10 protein-coding genes are annotated in these 19,236 nt (G+C 60.9%); 6 read left to right on the top strand and 4 right to left on the bottom strand.

What is annotated here, in order from left to right:
• A partial coding sequence (locus tag VHX65_04510) for an ROK family protein (GenBank protein ID HEX3997790.1) occupies positions 1-1,084 on the top strand: 1,084 nt, incomplete at its 5' end.
• Positions 1,085-1,228: 144 nt separating this feature from the next.
• Entirely contained in the window at positions 1,229-3,031 is a 1,803-nt protein-coding gene (lepA, locus tag VHX65_04505) for a translation elongation factor 4 (protein ID HEX3997789.1), read from the top strand.
• A gap of 72 nt (positions 3,032-3,103) precedes the next feature.
• Here lepA and VHX65_04500 read toward each other — a convergent pair whose 3' ends face one another.
• From VHX65_04500 to VHX65_04490, 3 genes are all read right to left on the bottom strand, one after another.
• Entirely contained in the window at positions 3,104-3,625 is a 522-nt protein-coding gene (locus VHX65_04500) for a hypothetical protein (protein ID HEX3997788.1), read from the bottom strand.
• 72 nt (positions 3,626-3,697) lie between these two features.
• On the bottom strand, positions 3,698-4,726 hold the full coding sequence (locus VHX65_04495) for an aldose 1-epimerase (protein HEX3997787.1): 1,029 nt from the start codon (positions 4,724-4,726) through the stop codon (positions 3,698-3,700).
• 1,142 nt (positions 4,727-5,868) lie between these two features.
• Complete coding sequence (locus tag VHX65_04490; GenBank protein ID HEX3997786.1) at positions 5,869-6,639, bottom strand: hypothetical protein; 771 nt, start codon at positions 6,637-6,639, stop codon at positions 5,869-5,871.
• Between the two features lie 355 nt (positions 6,640-6,994).
• Here VHX65_04490 and VHX65_04485 point away from each other — a divergent pair, with 355 nt between their 5' ends.
• The 4 genes from VHX65_04485 (at position 6,995) to VHX65_04470 (ending at position 16,786) form a co-directional block, all read left to right on the top strand.
• Complete coding sequence (locus tag VHX65_04485) at positions 6,995-8,305, top strand: beta-ketoacyl-[acyl-carrier-protein] synthase family protein (protein HEX3997785.1); 1,311 nt, start codon at positions 6,995-6,997, stop codon at positions 8,303-8,305.
• A gap of 406 nt (positions 8,306-8,711) precedes the next feature.
• A complete protein-coding gene (gene yajC, locus VHX65_04480) occupies positions 8,712-9,083 on the top strand; it encodes a preprotein translocase subunit YajC (protein ID HEX3997784.1) in 372 nt (123 codons plus the stop codon).
• A gap of 226 nt (positions 9,084-9,309) precedes the next feature.
• Positions 9,310-13,212 carry a protein translocase subunit SecD gene (secD, locus tag VHX65_04475; GenBank protein HEX3997783.1) on the top strand — a complete coding sequence of 1,301 codons (3,903 nt, stop codon included), beginning with the start codon at positions 9,310-9,312 and terminating at the stop codon, positions 13,210-13,212.
• A gap of 1,051 nt (positions 13,213-14,263) precedes the next feature.
• Complete coding sequence (locus tag VHX65_04470; protein ID HEX3997782.1) at positions 14,264-16,786, top strand: MMPL family transporter; 2,523 nt, start codon at positions 14,264-14,266, stop codon at positions 16,784-16,786.
• A 301-nt stretch (positions 16,787-17,087) separates the two neighbouring features.
• On the opposite strand, the gene pheT is transcribed toward VHX65_04470, so the two are convergent.
• The gene (gene pheT, locus VHX65_04465) at positions 17,088-19,133 is read right to left on the bottom strand and encodes a phenylalanine--tRNA ligase subunit beta (GenBank protein HEX3997781.1); all 2,046 of its coding nucleotides are present in this window, start codon (positions 19,131-19,133) and stop codon (positions 17,088-17,090) included.
• Between the last annotated feature and the right edge of the window lie 103 nt (positions 19,134-19,236).

Raw genomic sequence — 19,236 nt, 5'->3', positions numbered from 1 at the left:
GTTCGCCTTCCCGCGGACCGGCCTTGCAAACGTTCTTATGTCCAAACCTCGTCAAGCGATATCGCTTTCGCACGCCAAGCGGCCGTTTTTCGTGGGTATCGATCTGGGGGGCACGAACATAAAGGTTGGCGTGGTCGACGATTGCGGCCGGACGCTGGCGTTCCTTTCGATTCCGACGCTTGTCGAGCGGGGCGCCGAAGATGGTGCCCGGCGGATGGGCGAGGCGGCCCGGCAAGTGATCGCCGCCGCAGGGCTAACATTGGCTGACGTGCTCCGTGTCGGCTTGGGCACCCCCGGCACGATGGATCTCGTTTCCGGAATGCTTTTGGAGCCGGTGAATCTGCCGAACTGGCGGAATTTTCCGATCCGTGATCGCGTGGCACACCATGCCGGCTTGCCCGTTACGTATGCCAACGACGCTGGGGCGGCCGCCTACGGCGAGTTTTGGATCGGCTCGGGCCGCGAATTGCATAGCATGATCGTTTTCACGCTCGGAACCGGCATCGGTTGCGGCATCGTCGTCGGCGAGCTTTCCATCGACGGAGAACATGGCCACGGCGCGGAGTGTGGGCATATAATTATTGATAGTCGCGATGATGCGCGGCTTTGCGGCTGCGGCCAGCGTGGGCATCTCGAGGCATACGCCAGTGCGACGGCGGTGGTCAAGCGAACGCACGAAGCGCTCGCGGCGGGTCGACCGAGTTCGCTTACGGGGCTGATGGCGAAGGGCGAGGAGCTGACGCCGCTCGTGATCGGCGAGCAGGCGGAATCGAACGACGCGCTCGCGCTTGAGATCGTGCTGGAGACGGCACGATACTTGGGAATCGGCGTTGTGACCGTGATGCACACGATCGATCCGAACGGAGTCGTGCTCGGCGGCGCCATGACGTTCGGCGGGGCCGATCGCCCGTTGGGCCGACGGTTTCTCCAGCGCGTGCGCGAAGAAGTTCGTTGCCGGGCCCTGCCGATTCCCGCTCAAAAAACATCGATCGAATTCGCCGAATTGGGCGGCGACGCCGGCTACATCGGCGCCGCGGGATTGGCCCGGCTCGAGTTTCGGCGGCTGAATGGAATCGTGGGATGACGGCAGTGGCGGCGGCAAGGGGCGGGAGGCGGTGCGTTTTTGCGCGGCCGGCCCACGGAAGGCGGCTTGCGAGATGTGACGTGTGGCGACGCCCTTGGCCGCCATCCGTGGGCTTGAGAAGGATTGCGGCACAATTTTTTTAATATGCTCGACACACAACATATCCGAAATTTCTCGATCATCGCCCATATCGACCACGGCAAAAGCACGTTGGCAGATCGGCTGCTCGAACTCACCGGCACGCTGCAAAAGCGCGAGATGCGCGAACAAACCCTCGACGACATGGATCTGGAGCGCGAACGGGGTATCACCATCAAGGCCCGCGCCGTCGCGATGCACTACACCTATAAGGGCGAAGAATATGAATTGAATCTGGTCGATACGCCAGGCCATGTCGATTTTCACTACGAGGTGTCGCGAAGCCTGGCGTGCTGCGAAGGGGCCGTGCTGCTGGTCGACGCCTTTCAAGGCGTCGAAGCCCAATCGGTCGCCAATGCCTACGCGGCGATGGAAAACAATCTCGTAATCGTCCCGGTGCTCAACAAGATCGATCTAAAACACGCCCGGCCCGACGAAGTGCTGGCCGAAATGGAATCGGTATTGGGGATCGATCCGCTGGAAGTGCTGCCGTGCAGCGGCAAAACGGGGCAGGGCGTCGACAAGCTGCTCGAGGCAATTGTCGAGCGCGTGCCGTCGCCGGCCGGCGATCCCGGCGCGCCGTTGCAAGCGATGGTGTTCGACTCGCATTACGACGAATTTCGCGGCGCGATCACGTATGTCCGCGTCATGAACGGCACCGTGCGGAAGGGCCAGAAGATCCGTTTCCTGAAAACGGCCGCCACGTACGAAGTGATCGAATTGGGCCAATTCGTTCCGCAGCGCCGGGCTTGCGCGCAGCTTCAGGCGGGACAGGTCGGCTATCTGATCTGCAATATCAAATCGCTGGGCGATGTGCATATCGGCGACACGGTGTCGGTGCCGGGCGATCATGCGGCCGTCGCTCTGCCCGGCTATCGTCCGCCGCAGCGGATGGTGTATTGCGGGCTTTATCCGTCGGATGGGCAAAATTTCGAAGAACTTCGCGACGCGCTCACCAAGCTGAGCATCAACGACCCTAGCTTCGAATTCACCCCGGAAACGAGCGACGCTCTTGGATTCGGTTTCCGCTGCGGCTTTCTCGGATTGCTGCACATGGAAATCATTCAGCAGCGTTTGGAAGGCGAAGCGAATCTCGATCTGGTGCAGACCGCGCCCAACGTCACGTATCAAATTCTCACTGTCAACGGCGAGACGCTCGAAATCCACAATCCGCAGGATGTGCCCGATGCCGGCCAGATCGCCGAATTTCGCCAGCCCGTCGTGCGCGTGAATTTCATCGTGCCCACCGACAGCATCGGACCGGTGATGCAACTATCGACGGATCGCCGCGGCGTATACGTGAAGACCGAATATCTATCGCCGACCCGGGCCATGGTCACCTTCGACCTGCCGCTGGCCGAGGTGATCTACGACATGCACGACAAACTAAAAAGCGTCACCCGCGGCTATGGCACGATGGACTACGAATTGATCGGCTATTTCGAGGCCGACTTGGTGCGGATGGATATTCTGGTCGGCGGCAAGCGCGTCGACGCGCTGTCGATCATCTGCGACCGCCGCGACGCCGACCGCCGCGGCCGGGCGGTGGTCAAAAAGCTGCGCACCGAAATCGATCGCCACATGTTCGAGATCGCCCTGCAAGCCGCGATCGGCAGCCGCATCATTGCCCGTGAAACGATCTCCGCGATGCGAAAGAACGTCACCGCCAAATGCTACGGCGGCGACATCACCCGCAAACGCAAGCTGTGGGCGAAGCAGCGCGAAGGCAAGAAACGCATGAAATCGATCGGCTCGGTCGACATCCCTCAAAAAGCGTTCCTGGCCGTCCTCGAATCCGGCGCGGAATGATGCCGGCCGTTGGCAGGCGCCGCGACTGAGCATCAAGGCGCTCGCCGCTCGCAAACATCTGCCGCGGCCGCATCACGTCCGCAAGAAATCAATCCAGTCCAGCGTGATCGATTTCGGATCGCCATCAAAAAGAGCCCTGGGCAGCCGGATTTCAAAGTATCCGTCTTTCAACACCGTCGTATTGGTCGGCTTGCCGTTGCCGCCGAACGCCCGAATCGCCATCCAGTAGCGACTCTTATTGTCGAGCGGCTGGTCCTCCTTGCCGTCTTGCCAGACTCGCACGCTTGCATTCTGTGCGGAGGCTGCCGCGCTCAAAGTCGTTTGTCCATTGGAGGCCTGGAACGACTCCAATCCCTTCAGGTGAAGGCGAATTACAACGGCGGCCGGCCATTTGTCAGCCGTCCTTTCAATGACGGCGTTGCTGATTCCAAACGGGCTTTGGACCGAAAAGACGGTCGTATCCTGTTCGATTTTCACTGCCACCCGGTCGGTGTCGCGTTTCGTTGTGATCTTGAAGGCGGGCTTATCGCCGGCGATTGCGGTCGTGGTCGCAACGCAGACGACCACCCAGAGAAAGGCCACGCTTCGAGCCACAATTGTGTCTCCAAAATCTGCCTGGATGGTAGGGTCGATCCAATCCCGGGAAAGGGAAATGGGGCATGCGGGCTAGTAATTCGCGAACCGCATTTCGATCCAACCGCTGGCCGTTTTGCCCGGCTCGACGATCAGCAGGTTGCTTTCTTTCTTCAGCCCTTGGGCGTAGAGGTTGTGGGCGTCGGTCGAGCAGGTCTGATCCTCGACGCAGAACCAGGGCTGGTCCTTTGGCGTGTAAAGCACTAAATGCTTGAAGTCGTCGCTCGCCGAAAGCGTGATCTTTAGCCGCCGCTGACGGAAATCGATCAAAGCTGGCTGCGAACTATCGATCCCGGCATAAACGTCGTCCCGCAAAAAGCCCTCGAGCGATCGCGGCTGCCGGGCATCGTATTCCGGATGTTGGGCAAGATCGAGCAGCTTGCCCGTGGGGAGCATTTCCTTGGCCTCCATCACCTGCGTTGCCGGAATGGTGACAAAGGTGTCTTTCCGTGAGCCCTGATAGAGAAACCAGGGATGAATCGCAAAGCCGTAGGGGATCGGCTTGTCGCCCTTGCGATTGTCGACCGTGTAAGTCCAGCGGACGGAATCATTGCCGCTGGTGATCGCCAGTTCCAATGTGTGTGGCAAGGGGAATAGTTTGTACTGTTCGCTGCCGGGGGCGAAGGGAAGGCGGAAAGTTAGCGTCGCATTGTCGGCCGGGCCATTGCCGCCGACATTGATGTCGCCCAATTCCCAAACGGCGCTGTGGACAAGGCCGTGGAGGAAATTGCCATGGTCGTTTGGCGGAAAGGTGAATTTTTGTCCGCCGAAGGTGAACTCGCCGCCGCGGACCCGGTTGGGCGTCGGATAGAGCACGGGCACGCCGTACATGAACCCCGGCAAATTCTTGAGCGACTTCGGACCCTTGAGCAGTTCGGTTCCCTTGTAGCGAATGGAATAGACGTTCGCCCCGGCCGCCGGCGCGATCGCGATCTCGGTGTGCCCTTGGGTGACACGGATCGTGCTGAATCCCGAGTCGGCATCGGTGCCCATCGTGAGATTGGCGCCGCGAGCGGAAAGCGGCAGGGCCAGCACGAAGAGCAGCGGCAACAATCGCTTCATCGAAGAGACTCCGAGGCAGAAAAAGATCCGGAAAAAGAACGCTGGGGATGCAGATCCAGCAAATCGTTTATAGCTCGGCCACTGTCGCTGGACAACAAATCGCCAAAAAAAGAAGCCGGACCTCGCGGTTGCGAGGCCCGGCTTCAGAAACAATACCGTGAGTTAAAGGACTTCAGGGCATCCTCCACCCATGGGCAACCGGGGGGCTGCTAAGCTCGAAAGCTTGGCCAGACATCCCCCGGCGCGGCGGAGGAGCCTGCCCTCGGTCAACAACTAGGTGCTCTTCGGAGCCGGCGGAGCCGGTGGCTTCGGAGGCATCGGAGCGGCCGAAGGGGCCGGACCCGCAGCCGGGGCAGCGCCATCGCAGCTCGGAGCAGCCGGCGCGGTCGCGCAGCAGCTCGGGGCCGGAGCAGCAGAGCAAGCAGCCGGGGCGCCGCAGCAACCGCAAGCGCTCTCGCCGCAGCAGCCACAGCAACGATGGTGACGATGGTGACGATGGCAGCAACCGCAGTCACCGCCACAGCTGCAGCTGGCATGACAGCCACAGCAGCCATGACCCGCGACCGCCGTGCTCGAACCGCCAACCAAGGCGAGTCCGACGACCGCTAAAAAGATCGCGAGTCCAATAATCAATGTGCGATTCATCCTCGAATCCTCCAACTTTTACTAGTACTTTGTCGTAACAGCTCCAACACGCCGTCGAACCAAATAGCTTATCGCTCGGCGACGGCAGCCGAGCGGAAGCTCCTTCATGCCCATCCAGTTTGAGCGATTCTGACGAATCGATTCGGCCTCCCTGTAAGCTCTATCGATTGCGTAAGAAGACTCGACTGCACAGGCTAGGACGCCAAATTAACATTCGTTCGCCCCATGTCAAGCCGCCCGACAATAAATTGTGCGGTTTCGGAGAGATGGGGGCAATGCGTCGTTTGTTCGGTCAAGTGTACATCAAATAACCAGCGCGCCTAGTGCCGAAGCGCGCAAAAAAAGACCCCGGATTTCTCCGAGGCCTTTCAATCCATCTCGTAGCGCAAGCTTTGAAGCGTCAACGGATTAGAATGACGCAGATGATCCTTTGGCGATGAGAATTTCCACAGACGAGGAAATTGTCCGTTCGACCGCTTGGCGCCGCCAATCGATCTCTATTTAGGCGATATGATTCCAGCCGGGGGCGGATTCATCGCTTCGCGTTGTATGCCGTCCTTCGGCGCCACGGCTTGATTCGCTGTCGGCGCACCGTTCGGTGGGGTGGCCGCGTGCGCCGGTTCCGCCAAGTTTGCCGTCAGTGCTTTGGGAGTGGCGTGATCGGCTTCCGATTTCCTCTGCGTGGTCTGACGTTCTTCTTCCGCATCGCGTCGAAGCGACTCAGCCTCGATGAATTTCTTCGCAGCCACAAGCGACGGAATGTCTTCGTAGTTGAAAACCACGGGGTCCTTGTCGGGGAACGGCCGAGTAATCATTCCCACGACTCGCCATCCGTCCGGCTCCTTCCGCAGCACCCAGATCACGTCGTGCTTGTATTCGTTCCCTTTCTCATCGCAATCGATCCAGACGCATGCGACATGCGCACCGTCTTTCTGGGGCGTAACGAACTCATACTTGCCTACCTCGAATTTCGAATTCTGGTAGGTATCCAATTGGAAGCTGATGCCGTTCTTGGCGGTTTCCGCGCGGGCGACAGTCGACAGCAAGGCCGATAGCAACGGTTTGTTGCCCGTTTGAGCCGCCTTCAGAAAGGCAGTGATGGTTTTGTCGGGCGCGGCATCGCGGTCGGGCATGCCGGCGGGCGGAGGTTCGACTTTCGCGCCGGCCGCCGGCTTCGGACCATTTTCAGCGGTCTGCGGAGCTTTGCTGCAGGCCGGCCCAATCAAAAGAGAAGTGCCCAAAACGAGCAGCCATGACAAGCGACCCATCGCTGATCCCTCCCTTTGCTTGAATTACGCGCTGCAACGAATTCCCGCCGCAACGACGAGTTCGCGAAAAATCGCGGGGCGGGAGTCTCGCAGGAAGCTGTTTGAGGGTCAAGGTCAAGCGACTGGCGGCGGCCAACGGGCGGCAAGGCAATGCGATCGACCTATTTCGCCGCGGTTCGGCATGTTATCATCGATAGACTGCGGTGCCGAATCCGCATCGTAGCGATGGCAAACCGCGTCGTATTCAGGGCGAGCGCGATTCACGTCCGGTTTCTTGAAGCGGATCTGCCGCGCCTTTCCGCGGGTGGCATTTTCCGCCGAACTCCATTGCACAACTAAAGTTATTCAACTGCCGATGAGCGCACGACGAGTTGTAATTACGGGCCTGGGCGTCATTTGTCCTCTGGGAAATTCCGCCGAGTCGCTTTGGGATGCGCTCGTCAATGGCCGGAGCGGAGTCGGCCCGTGGGATACTCCCATGACGGAAGCGCTGCCGGCCCGATATGCCGCACTGGCCCGCGAGTTCACTGGCGATATCGACGATTTCGGTCCCCTGGAAAAGGAACAGAAAAAGTCGATCCGCAAGGGGCTGAAGCTGATGTGCCGCGAGTCGCAAATGGCTGTGGCCGCAGCCCAACGCGCGATCGGCGATGCCGGTCTGACGGCCGGCCGATTCGATCCGGACCGGGCGGGCTGCGTGTTTGGCACCGACTACATGCTTACGCTGCCGGAGGATTTCAGCGAAGCGATTGTCGCCTGCCGCGATGCCAATGGTGTGTTCGACTATTCACGCTGGGGTTCGGAGGGCATCGGCAAAGTGATGCCGCTGTGGCTGCTCAAATATCTGCCGAATATGCCGGCCAGCCACGTAGCGATCTACAACGATCTTCGCGGGCCGAGTAATTCCATCACGCTCCGCGAAGCGGCAGCGAATCTGGCCGTCGGCGAAGCCTTTCACACGATTGCCCGCGGCAGCGCTGATATTATGGTCGTCGGGGCCACGGGAACCCGCGTGCATCCGATGAAATGCGTCCACGCGATGCAATCGGAGGAACTGGCTGACAATAATATCGAGGCGACGCGCGCCAGTCGGCCCTTCGACCGCAATCGAACCGGCATGGTCTTGGGCGAGGGGGCCGGCGTGGTGATTCTGGAAGAGTTGGCGACGGCTCAGGCACGTGGATCGCGGATTTATGCCGAGGTGATCGGTGCTGGCTCGGCTCAAGTTGCCCACAGCAACGACGTTGCGCAGCGCGACAAGGCCCTGGGCCACGTGATTCGTAAGTCGCTGGCCCAAGCCCGGCTATCGCCGGGGGATGTCGGCCATATCCATGCACACGGCTTGGGAACGCATTCTTGCGATGCGGACGAAGCCCGGGCGATTCGCGGAACTTTTGGCGAGGCCGCATCGCGGGTTCCCGTCACCGCGGCAAAGAGTTATTTCGGTAACTTGGGCGCCGGTAGCGGTGTGGTGGAGCTGATCGCCAGCGTTTTGGCCTTAACGAACCGCCGTTTGCCCCCGGTGTTGAACTTCGAAACGCCCGATCCAGACTGCCCGATTACGCCGGCGACCGCCGAGCATCCGGATCCGGGCAGCAGTTTTGTGAACCTGAGTGTGACGCCGCAAGGGCAAGCCAGCGCGGTGGTGGTGCGGCAACTGGCTTGACGCTTTTCTTCGCCAGGGGTCCCCCTGGGGAAGCCATGCGTCCCGGTGTGCCACTGGCAAGCGCGGTCCGCCAATGGTCCACTGCGAGTGGACGATCCGGTCCGATTGCCGCGACGGACGGATGGCGTTCTTGGAGTGGGGCGTCCTGCGGCGGTTCTCATTGGCAGACTGCGCTTGCCAGTGGCACGCCATTCAATGTGGCGTAGTGGTATAATCCGGCATGCCCCGGCGGAGCGATCTTGGTCGCGCGTTGTTTCCCCTTGTCCCTTAAGGCGCAACGGTTTAAGATACCTCGCTTCGGCACGACATAAGTGCGATTATTGCCCCGAGAGTAGGGGGATAATATCGTCTCGATTGCTCAGCAGCGGGGGAAACCACCGTGGGAATTTGGGTGCGATGCCTTGAGATGGCGCTTATTGCCGATGCCGCTCCCGCAGCCGGTGGCGGCAATGGGGCCGGAGGCGCTGCTGGCGGTGGCGGAATCCCCTTTCCCTTTGTCGCCCTGATCCTGATCCTCGGCCTCGGCTACGTGATGCTCTTTTTGCCGGAGCGAAAAAAACAAAAAGCCTTTCGCGACCAAATCGCATCGTTGAAAAAGAACGACCGGGTCGTCACCATCGGCGGCATTTATGGAATCGTCTCCAATATCCAACGCGATATCGACAAAGTGACCGTCAAAGTCGACGATCAAACCAAGATCGATTTCACGCTTGGCGCGATCTCGAAAGTGATTTCCACCGAGGGCGCCTCCGACGCCGACAAATCGGCGGCGAAATAGGCGGCGAAATAGACATTGTCGGGCAGGGAACGGCGCAATAAGCGAAAGAACACGAAACAGGACGACGAAGCGGAACACACGGATTACGCGGACGGGAAACAAAGCGACGCAGCAATGCTGCTTTCCGAATTTCCGCCCGACCTCTTCTCGATCCGCGGCATCGGTGTGATCCGTGGTTTTCCCACCGAATTTTTAACACGATAAACCCGCAGCAAGAAGTTAATCCATGCTTTGGTCTTCTCTGGTTGTTCCTCTCTTGGCCCAAGCCGCTCCGGCGGGCCCCGCGCAGGTCGAGCACTGGTACAACGCTCCTTGGTTCCTGCTGCTGGCGGCCATTGCGACGCTCGTCGTGCCCTATCTGGTCGGCAATCTGATCGCCAAATCGATCCGCATGCCGGACTACGGTTGGAAGATCGGCCTGATCTTGATTGCCTTGACGGCCGGCGTGGTCATCGATATCGCCGGCTGGCCGCCGAAGCGAGGCATTGATCTCAGCGGCGGTGTGAAGCTGGTCTACGAAATCGACCAGGAAAAGCTGCAAGAGGTGAATGTCGACGAAATCATTCGCCGCGTTGCCGATGAGGCGAATAAAGCCGGACCATTCAGCAAGCGAAACCCGGCCAAAGTCATCCCCGCGAAAGCCGGGACGATCGAGGTGCGCCTGCCGACGATCGATGCGGATCGAGTGCAGAAAGTGGAAGCGGCCCTGGCCGCGCTCGATCTTTCAAACCTGTCGGCGCAACTGAGCGGCCCGACGACGGCGCGGCGGGAAGACCAGCAAACCGTGCTCGAATATCGCGCATCGCGCAGCCGCCAAGCGCCGCCGGTCGATATGAAAAACATGGTCGCCGCCATTCAGAAGCGGATCAATCCCGGCGGCCAACTCGAAGTGGCTATCCGGCAGCTCGGCACGGATCAGATCGAAGTCGATATTCCCGATGTCGATGAAACCGAAATCCAACTCATCAAGCGCAAGATTGCCAGCGCCGGAGCGCTCGAATTCCACATCATCGCCGATCAACGGGACACGCAAGACGACGGCGACGTAATCGAAGCCGCCAAGCGCCAACTCCAGAATCCATCGAACGACGTAAGCAATGGCGAGATGGTCGTCGGCCGCTGGGTCGATATTGCGCCCACCGCAAACGTCCACGTCGAGCCTTTCTGGCTCACCCGTGAAACCAAGGCGGGAACCCTCCAGGTGCTAATGGTTGCCGATCAGTTGGGGGTAACTGGCCGCTATCTCACCTCGGCAAGCATGTCGTTCGGCATCAGCGGTCCGCAGGTGAATTTCCAATTCGATTCCGTGGGGGCGAATAAATTCGGACAGTTGACGAGCCAAAACCTGCCGAAAAGCAACGGACTGGCGCGATGGCTGGGCGTGGTGCTCGACGGGCAGCTCATGTCGGCCGCCACGATCCGCAGCAAGATCACCAATGCCGGCGAGATCACCGGCGACTTCACCCAGCCCGAGGTGGAATTCATCGTCGGGGTGCTCAACGCCGGGGCCCTGCCCGCCGCCCTGGAGAAAAACCCCATCAGCCAGGAGTCGATCAGCGCCGAACTCGGCCGCGACACGATCCAGTCCAGCGAGATGGCGATGTTCGTCTCCGGCATCGCCGTGCTGATCTTCATGCTCTTCTACTACCGCTTCGCGGGAATCGTTGCCGACGCGGCCGTGTTGTTCAACCTGCTGCTGTTGCTGGCCTTGATGATCTTGCTGAAGGCGGCCTTTACGCTTTCCGGTCTCGCCGGCTTGGTGCTCAGCATCGGAATGGCCGTCGACTCGAACGTGCTCATCTACGAGCGCATGCGCGAAGAAAAAGAGCGCGGGGCGGCACTGCGCATGGTCATTCGCAACGGCTTCGGCCGCGCCATGGCCACGATCATCGACATGCACTCGACCACCATCATCACGGGGCTGGTGCTGTATTTGATCGGCACCGACCAGCTCAAGGGCTTCGCCGTGACGCTCGTGCTGGGCTTGTTGGTGAATCTGTTCACCGCCGTGTTTTGTGCCCGGGTGGTGTTCGACGTTGCCGAGCGGAAGCGATTGCTGACGCAACTGAAGATGCTCCGGCTGTTCGGCGATACGAAGATCGATTTCGTGGCGATCATGGTCCCGGCGATTTGCGTGTCGGTGTTGATCAGCGTCCTGGGCGTGGTTTGCTTCTGGCACCGCTCGGTCGTCGGTCCAGGTATGTTCGACACCGACTTCACTGGTGGCACGGTCGTGCAGATTGTGCTCAAGGACAGCTCACCGATGACGGACGCCGGGGTTCGGGCGCTGGTCGAGCCTGACGCGAAACTGCCCGACTCGGCCGTCGTGACTGTCGAGGGGAAGGAAAACCGTCAATTCATCATCCGCACCTCGAACCAAGACCCGAACCAAGTCAAGCTTGAGTTGGCCAAGCTATTCGGGGGCAAACTGCAGACGTACGGTGTTGGTCCACTGGCGGATTTGCACGCACTCAAGGCATCCACGCCGGCCACGTCAGCTCCAACAACGCCGCCGGCAGCCACTCCGCCGCCAACAAGCCCGCCACCCAAACCAGCGGCATCGGTCCAATCCCCAACCGCTCCGAACAGCGGCGCGACAAAGGCGGGCGAAGGGTCGAACAGTGCAACCAGCGGTGGTGGAACCCCGGGGGCCGGCAAGGCACCGGCCAACAAGACCGAAGAAAAGTCCAGCCCGCCGAGCGCAGATCGTAATAAGTCATCCGCAATTCCGTCGGGCGGCGCGCGATCGCTTTCGGCCCTCTCGAATCGACTGTTGGCGATTCTCTCTCCCGATGCGCTGTTGATCGCGGATACGTCTCCCGCCGTAGCGGCAATCGACGCCAAGGCGCCTGATAAATCCACCGACAATTCAGCGGACGATAAGACGCCAAAAACGAAGGCCCCGGTCGCCAAGCCAAGCGACAAAACGCCCGACGACAGCGCCGCCGCCACGAAGACTCCTGCGACAACTGCCGCAGCCGCAAAGACGGCCACAGCAGCCGCTCCGGCAGCGACGACACCGGCAGCGACAACCCCGGCAGTGACAACCCCGGCAGCGACAACCCCGGCAGCCACAACCCCGGCGGCGAAAACACCATCACCGGCCACACCGGCGCCTGTTTCGCCCACTACCTCGACACCGGCCGTTCCAGCATCGACGCCGTCCGGCGCGGCAACGTCGCCGCCGGCCAGCAAGACCACGGAACCTCCGGCCGCGCCCTCCGCAAAAGAAACCCCCGCCGCACCTTCCGGCAGCTCCATCTTCACCGAACCCGCGGCCACGAGCGGGCCAGCAGCATTCGGCGGCGGCACCGAGACCACGCTGAATTTCGAGCAAGAGATTACCTACGACGGCGTCGACGGACTACTGCGAGATGCGCTCGGAAAAGATGTCCGCTTCGAGGTGACCAATCCAAATTATCAGCCCGGCGACCGCAAACCGTTCAAATCTTGGACCCTATTGGTCGCGCTGCCGCCCGATCAAGCCCGGCCGCTGCTGGAAAAATTCCGCGAAAAACTGGGCAACACACCGGTGTTCCTCGGCGTTTCGAATATTGGTGGCCGCGTTGCCGGAGACACCCAAACCACGGCTCTCTACGCTCTTTTGGCGAGCATCGCAATGATCGTGATCTACATCTGGATTCGGTTCCAGAATGTGATTTACGGAATCGGGGCGGTGGTGGCGCTGATCCACGACGTGTTTATCACCGTGGCGGCGCTCGCGATCAGTTCCTACGTCGCGCCGTATCTCGGTTTCGCGCTGGTGGATCCGTTCAAGATCAGCTTGAACGTCGTGGCCGCGATTCTGACGATCTGCGGATACTCGATCAGCGACACGATCGTCATTTTCGACCGTATCCGCGAGGTGCGCGGCAAGAGCCCCGATCTGACGCGCGACATCATCAATCTGAGCGTGAACCAAACGCTCAGTCGCACCGTGCTGACCGTGTTCACGGTGCTGTTGGTGACGTTGATTCTGTATATCTCCGGGGGCCAGGCGATCCATGCCTTCGCCTTTACGATGCTCATCGGGCTGATTTCGGGAACCTACAGCTCGGTATACATCGCCGCCCCGTGCCTGCTCTGGATGCGCAGCCGCAAGAGCCAAGGCACGACGCGCATCCAATAGTTCGTGGCGGAACGCCACTCGCTCCGCCGGTGTTCCTGAAGATGGAACCGGAAAACACCCTCGGAGGCCGCCGCAGGATCGGTGCCATGCCTACGGCTTCGCGCTTTGCATTACCCGCACAATATTCATTTAGGCTCGCGTTCCCGCTTGACCGACGAGGGTTGAACGACCCTGCCAGGGCCGACGCGTCGTGCGGGGGGTGGGATCCAGGCCTTCACCGCTTGCGCTGCTCCGGCCTGGGCTGGTAGAATGGGCCTTTCAGGCCGAGGCGATTTCGCCTTGCGAGCCAATATTGTGGGGAATGTTAAACGGCTTTGCCTGGGCGTGTAATCCGTAAAGGAATGCCTATGCGGAGCCGTGGGCATGGCACCCGGCAAATGCCGAAGTTATTTTTCTGCACCGCCAAATCGTGCGATTGCGCACTGCGGTGGCGGGAAACGCGGCGCGGCGGCTTGCTTCGCGGGCCGCGAAAGAGTAAACACTAACATCTCAAATTAAATTCATAACGGCAATTGTCGGAGTTTTCGCGATGGTGCGCACGCGTCCTCGAACTGATCGAGCCAGACTTTTGAAGCAGCGGCGGTGTCCAAAGTGCAACGCTCTGCTGCACGCCCAACAAAAGCGCTGCAAGCGTTGCGCAAAAGAATTGGCCTAACAGCCCGTTTGAAGTCTTTCGACACGAGCAGATCCTCGTGTTCCACTGGCTCCGCCAGTGCAGGAATTAGCGACGATTTCGCCCACTGGCAAAGCCGGTGGCAAACAAGCGCGCTGGCTGCTAGCAGCGTAAAGTTTTTGCCCAGCTTCTCTCGCCGCTACCCAAATTGCCGCAATTCGCGCGGCAACCTCTAGGGTGGCCGCATTTTGCACTCGTCTAACGATACCAATCGAGCGCGATTGGTCGATAGAGAGAGTGACGACCCTGTTTGGGCGCACCCTCGTCTCCGCTAGTGCTGATTTCGCTGCCGGTGGAGACTTGAGAGCGACGAGCGCCCCGCGATCGATCCCTTCGCCACTTCTCCGCTTTATGGAGCCGCTCGAGCGCACCCGATCCATGAAAAACTCGTTTTTCACTCGCCATGCCCTCGGGCTCTTGATGTTGGTGACGTTCTTGTTGCCGCTGGTGCTGATGGGCGCAAAACTGACGCTCCGCAGCAACCGCAACGACGTCAAGGAGTGGCTGCCGGCGTCGTATCGCGAGACGGGCGAATACCAATGGTTCCAAAAGAATTTCGCCAACGAAACGTTCGTGCTCATCAGTTGGGACGGCTGCACGCTCGGCGACGAACGGATCAAAATTCTCTCGGAAAAACTGATGCCCGACGCGGCCGTGCCCTATCAAGGGCCGAAACTCTTCAATCGGCTCCTTACGGGTCAAACGGCCGTCGATCAGATGACCGGCCCGCCGCTGAATCTCAGCGAGGCCGAGGCGATCTCCCGCTTGCGAGGTTCGCTGATCGGGCCCGATCCGAAAGTGAATCAGACATGCGTCGTGCTCACGCTGTCGAAGGCCGGCAAAGAATCGCCGCGCAAAGCCGTCGACCTGATCTACACCACGGCGCTCGAGTCGGGAGTGGCCAAAGAAGCGATCCACATGGGTGGCCCCCCCGTCGACAACGTCGCCCTGGATAAAGAAGGCGAGCGAATGCTGTTCTTGCTCGCCGGCCTGTCGGGCTTGATCGGGCTGGGGCTGTCGTGGTGGTACATGCAGAACGCGCGGCTCGTGGCCCTTGTGCTCATGACTTCGGTCTATGGGGCCGCGCTCAGCCTGGCCATCGTCAAGTTCACCGGCAACACGATGGACTCGATCCTCCTAAACATGCCCTCGATCGTTTACACGATGGGAATGTCCGGCGCGATCCACATCATCAATTATTGGCGGCACAACGCCGCCCGCTACGGCATGGACGGGGCCACCACGCGGGCCGTCAAAATGGCTTGGCTTCCATGCTTGCTGTCGGCCAGTACTACCTCGCTCGGATTGATTTCGCTTTGCACCAGCGAATTGCATCCGATCTGCAAGTTCGGCTTCTACGCAGCCCTCGGCGTGATGAGCACGCTCACCTTGCTCTACACCTATGTTCCCTCGGCGCTCGAATTGTGGGGCCCGAAGGTCGAGCGGATCGATCCGGCCAATCCGGTCGTGCCCGACGAACGGGAGCGAAATCATCGCCGCCGGATGGGCTGGATCGCCGACAAGATTTGCTCGCACCAAAGGCTCGTTTGGGCGTCGTTCCTGTTCGTCATGGTTGTCACCGGTTACGGGCTGACTCGCTCGAGCACCACGGTCAACTTGATGGCCCTGTTCTCGAAGAATTCGCAGATCGTGCAATCGTATTCCTGGTTGGAAGATCATCTCGGGCCGCTGGTGCCGATGGAAATCGTTGTGCGGCTCGACGAAAAGAATTGCAATCTCTCGTTTCTCGACCGCATGGAGTTGGTGCAACAAATCCAGCGCAAAGTCGAAAAGCTCAAAGACGTCGGCAGCACGCTTTCGGCCGCCACGTTCGCCGACATCGATCAGGCGGGCGGCAAAAGCGGTAGCGGCTTGGGAGGCGCAGGATTGCGGCTGCTCGGCGGCGCCCGGACCCGCCGTGCCGTGCTGAACAAACGGCTCGCCGAACATCGGCCCGACTTTCTCAAAGGCGACTATCTGGCCGAAGACGATGGCCAAGAGTTGTGGCGGATCAACGTTCGTGTCGCGGCCCTGAAGAATGTCGACTACGGCCTGTTCGTCGACGATATCAAGGCGGTCGTCGAGCCGATTGTCCAGAAGGAGCGCGCCAAAGGCTATCGCGGCATCGACGGTGTCACCTACACCGGCCTGACGCCGCTGGTCTACAAGGCTCAGCACTCGCTCCTCTCCGGCCTCATCACCAGCTTCTGTTGGGCGTTCGTGATGATCGCCGCAGTGATGGCGCTCAACTTCCGCAGCGTCGTGGCGGGGCTGCTGTGCATGATTCCGACCGTCTGGCCCGTGGCCGTTGTGTTCGGCATGCTCGGCTGGTTGGGGATCGACATCGACATCGGCACGATGATGACGGCGGGCGTGGCGATGGGCGTCTGCGTCGACGACACGTTGCACTACGCCACATGGTTCCGCCGCGCGTTGCGAATGGGGCTCAATCGGGCCCAGGCGACGCGGTTCGCCTACGAGAACGCGGCTAAGGCGATGTACCAAAGCAGCTTTGTCGTCGGCTTCGGGCTGGCGGCGTTTGGCGTCAGCGCGTTTATGCCCACGCGGCGGTTCGGGCTGTTGATGCTGGCCCTGCTGAATTTCGGTCTGATGGCCGATCTGTTGTTGACGCCGGCAATGATGGCCGGTCCGCTGGGCTACTTCTTTTCGAAGTGGTGGATCAAGCCGAAGGAATTAGAAGCGCCGGCCGCAGCCGAAGCAGAGATCGCTATCCCTGAGGCCGCGAAGCCGTCGGACCGTGCTGGAATCGGTGCCCCGTCGTCGGTCCCGGCTCCGCACGTTCCGCTCAGGAGCGAACCGGGCATCATCCCACTTTCGAATCCCACGCGCCGCCGCGATCAAGCCGCGTCGCCCCCCGCCAAACGCGGCCTCGGCCAATAGCGCATGAAGAAAATCGAGCCTGTTAGGGTTCGTTCCGTCAGCCCTGGGCGGAGCCGCGGAAGCGTCGCAACCCTGGGTACGCAATGTCCCAGGTTGACCGGCCCTGAAGGGGCTGTTCACAATCGCGGCAACTCGTCGAATCGCCCGTTGCAACGGCGCCCGGTTGAACGGCCCTTTCAGGGCCGGTGCATCGACGGGCAAGTAACCCAGGCCTCCGCCGCTTGAGCGGCTCCGGCCTGGGCTGGCAGAATCGGCCCTTCAGGCCGAGACCGCCGATTTGCAACGGTAACGCTACCGGCCCTCACGCTCGCAATTGCGCACCGTGCTTGGCGACGCAGGCGGCCACCACGGCGTCGCGCACCGTGTCGGCTTCGGTGCTGGTGAGCGTGCGGTCGGCGCGCCGTAGCGTGAGCGTCATCAGCAGGCTCTTGCGATCGGCTCCCAGTCGCTGCGCGTCGCGATAGGTGTCTTGATAGGTCAGCCGCTCGAGGTCCGGGCCGGCGGCCAATCGGGCCGATTCCGCAACGTCTGCCCAGTGAACCAATTCCGCGACCACAAGGTTCACATCGCGCTCGACGGCCGGATAGGGCGACAACTCCACCGCTTGCGGCACAAGCACGGCAATTTTTTCCAACATCACGATCCGCACTTCCGCGACCGTCGCCGGCGAGCGAAGTTCGAATTGTTGCCGAGTTGCAGGGCTGATTTCTCCAAGAATGCCGAACCGCTCACGGCTCTCGTGCGGATCGCCGCCATGCTGGTTTTTGATGCGCAATTCGGCCGCCCGGCCGGTGGTGAAAAACCGGTTGCGATAATCCACAACCTCGAGTGCCGCACGGGGATTCAGCCGCTTAAGCATAAGTTCCAAAATCCCCTTCACGGTCAGAAAGTCTCGGCCGCTGGCGATCGCCAACATCAACTCTTCGCTCGGCAATGCGTCGGGCCGAGCCAAATAGACCCTGGCCGTTTCGAACAATTCGATCGTCGAATTTGCGAGGGCTTCGTTCGTCCGCCGCGCGACGAGCAGGCTGGGGATCAAACTGCGCCGCAGCCGGTCGGCGCGGCGCAGAATCGGCGTGGAAATCGCTAACGGCGGGGCGTCGGTCCACGGGCTGAAGGCATCCGACACCGCCGGCTCGACGACGCTGATCGTCATCGCTTCATCGAGCCCGGCTGACAAAAGCGCCTCGCGCACCCGGCCCAGCACGCGATCGGCCGACCGGCGGTGCGACGACGCCATCGGCACGCTCACATCTTCGGGAATCGCGTCGTACCCATGAATCCGGGCCACTTCTTCGACCAGGTCGATCTCGCGACTCAAATCCCGCCGCCAACTCGGCGCAAGCGCCGCAATGCCGGTCGCATTGGCATGCGTTTCGCGCAATCCGAGCGCGGCCAGAATCCGCCGCACTTCCGCCGGTGCGATCTCAATGCCGAGAATCCGCCGCAGTTGGTCGAACCGCAGTGTAATCGGCGGCCGCGCCGTCGGCCTTCGACCGACATCAACGACGCCGGCCGCCAATTCGCCGCCAGCCAGTTCGAGAATCAGCTCGCAAACGCGGCGGCTTGCCCAATCGATCGCTTCCGGATCGACGCCGCGCTCGAAGCGATACGAAGAATCGCTATGCAAGTTCAACCGCCGGGCCGTGCGGCGGATCGACATCGGATCGAACTCGGCCGATTCGATCAGCAATTCGGTCGTCGATTCGGAAACCTCGCTCTCCGCGCCCCCCATCACGCCGCCGATCGCCACAGCGCGATCGCGGTCGGCGATGACACACATGCTCGGTTCCAGGTCGTAGGTCTTATGATTGATCGCGGCAAACTTCTCGCCCGCCTTGGCTTCGCGGACAATGATCTCGCCGCCGGCAAGTTTTTGCAAATCGAACGCATGCAACGGCTGGCCACATTCCATGAGCACGTAGTTCGTCGCATCGACGACGTTGTTGATCGCCGCGATGCCGATCGTGGCCAGCCGGGCCGCGAGCCACGCCGGACTCGGCCGAACACGCACTCCGCGAATCACTCGCGCCGTGTAGCGTGGGCAGAGCGCGGGGCAATCGAGCGCGACGCGGGCGAACCGCTCGACCGGCGCCTTGCTTTGCGCCGGTTCAGCCGCCGGCAAGCTCAACGGGCGATCGAAGAGCACGGCCACTTCGCGCGCCACGCCGATGTGTCCCAAGCAATCCGGCCGGTTGCTGGTTACCTCGAGATCGATTGCCAAGTCGTCGCCCACCGCGCTTGTCGTTTCGTGGTTCAAGCCGGCCAACATCAGCCGGCGCGCCAGCTCCTCGGCCGGCACATCGACGGCAATGTAGTCTTTCAGCCAGGCGAATGAGAGGAGCATCAGCTAGGGTTAGGGGTTAGGGTGAGGGGTTAGGACGCGCAAGCGAGGTTCCGATTCAAACGGTGTTGAAGCTCGCATGCGGTTTCGCGCGTTGCTTCAACAT

It is taken from the genome of Pirellulales bacterium, from assembly GCA_036267355.1.
In the GTDB taxonomy this organism is placed as follows: domain Bacteria; phylum Planctomycetota; class Planctomycetia; order Pirellulales; family DATAWG01; genus DATAWG01.
Note: the sequence above shows the minus strand (reverse complement) of the source record. Positions and strands in the feature narration are given on the sequence as shown.

Coding starts and splice junctions, on each gene's coding strand:
- lepA (HEX3997789.1), top strand. CDS start 1,229: ATGCTCGACACACAACATATCCGAAATTTCTCGATCATCGCCCATATC.
- VHX65_04490 (HEX3997786.1), bottom strand. CDS start 6,639: ATGGGTCGCTTGTCATGGCTGCTCGTTTTGGGCACTTCTCTTTTGATT.
- secD (HEX3997783.1), top strand. CDS start 9,310: ATGCTTTGGTCTTCTCTGGTTGTTCCTCTCTTGGCCCAAGCCGCTCCG.
- VHX65_04495 (HEX3997787.1), bottom strand. CDS start 4,726: ATGAAGCGATTGTTGCCGCTGCTCTTCGTGCTGGCCCTGCCGCTTTCC.
- yajC (HEX3997784.1), top strand. CDS start 8,712: ATGGCGCTTATTGCCGATGCCGCTCCCGCAGCCGGTGGCGGCAATGGG.
- VHX65_04485 (HEX3997785.1), top strand. CDS start 6,995: ATGAGCGCACGACGAGTTGTAATTACGGGCCTGGGCGTCATTTGTCCT.
- pheT (HEX3997781.1), bottom strand. CDS start 19,133: ATGCTCCTCTCATTCGCCTGGCTGAAAGACTACATTGCCGTCGATGTG.
- VHX65_04470 (HEX3997782.1), top strand. CDS start 14,264: ATGAAAAACTCGTTTTTCACTCGCCATGCCCTCGGGCTCTTGATGTTG.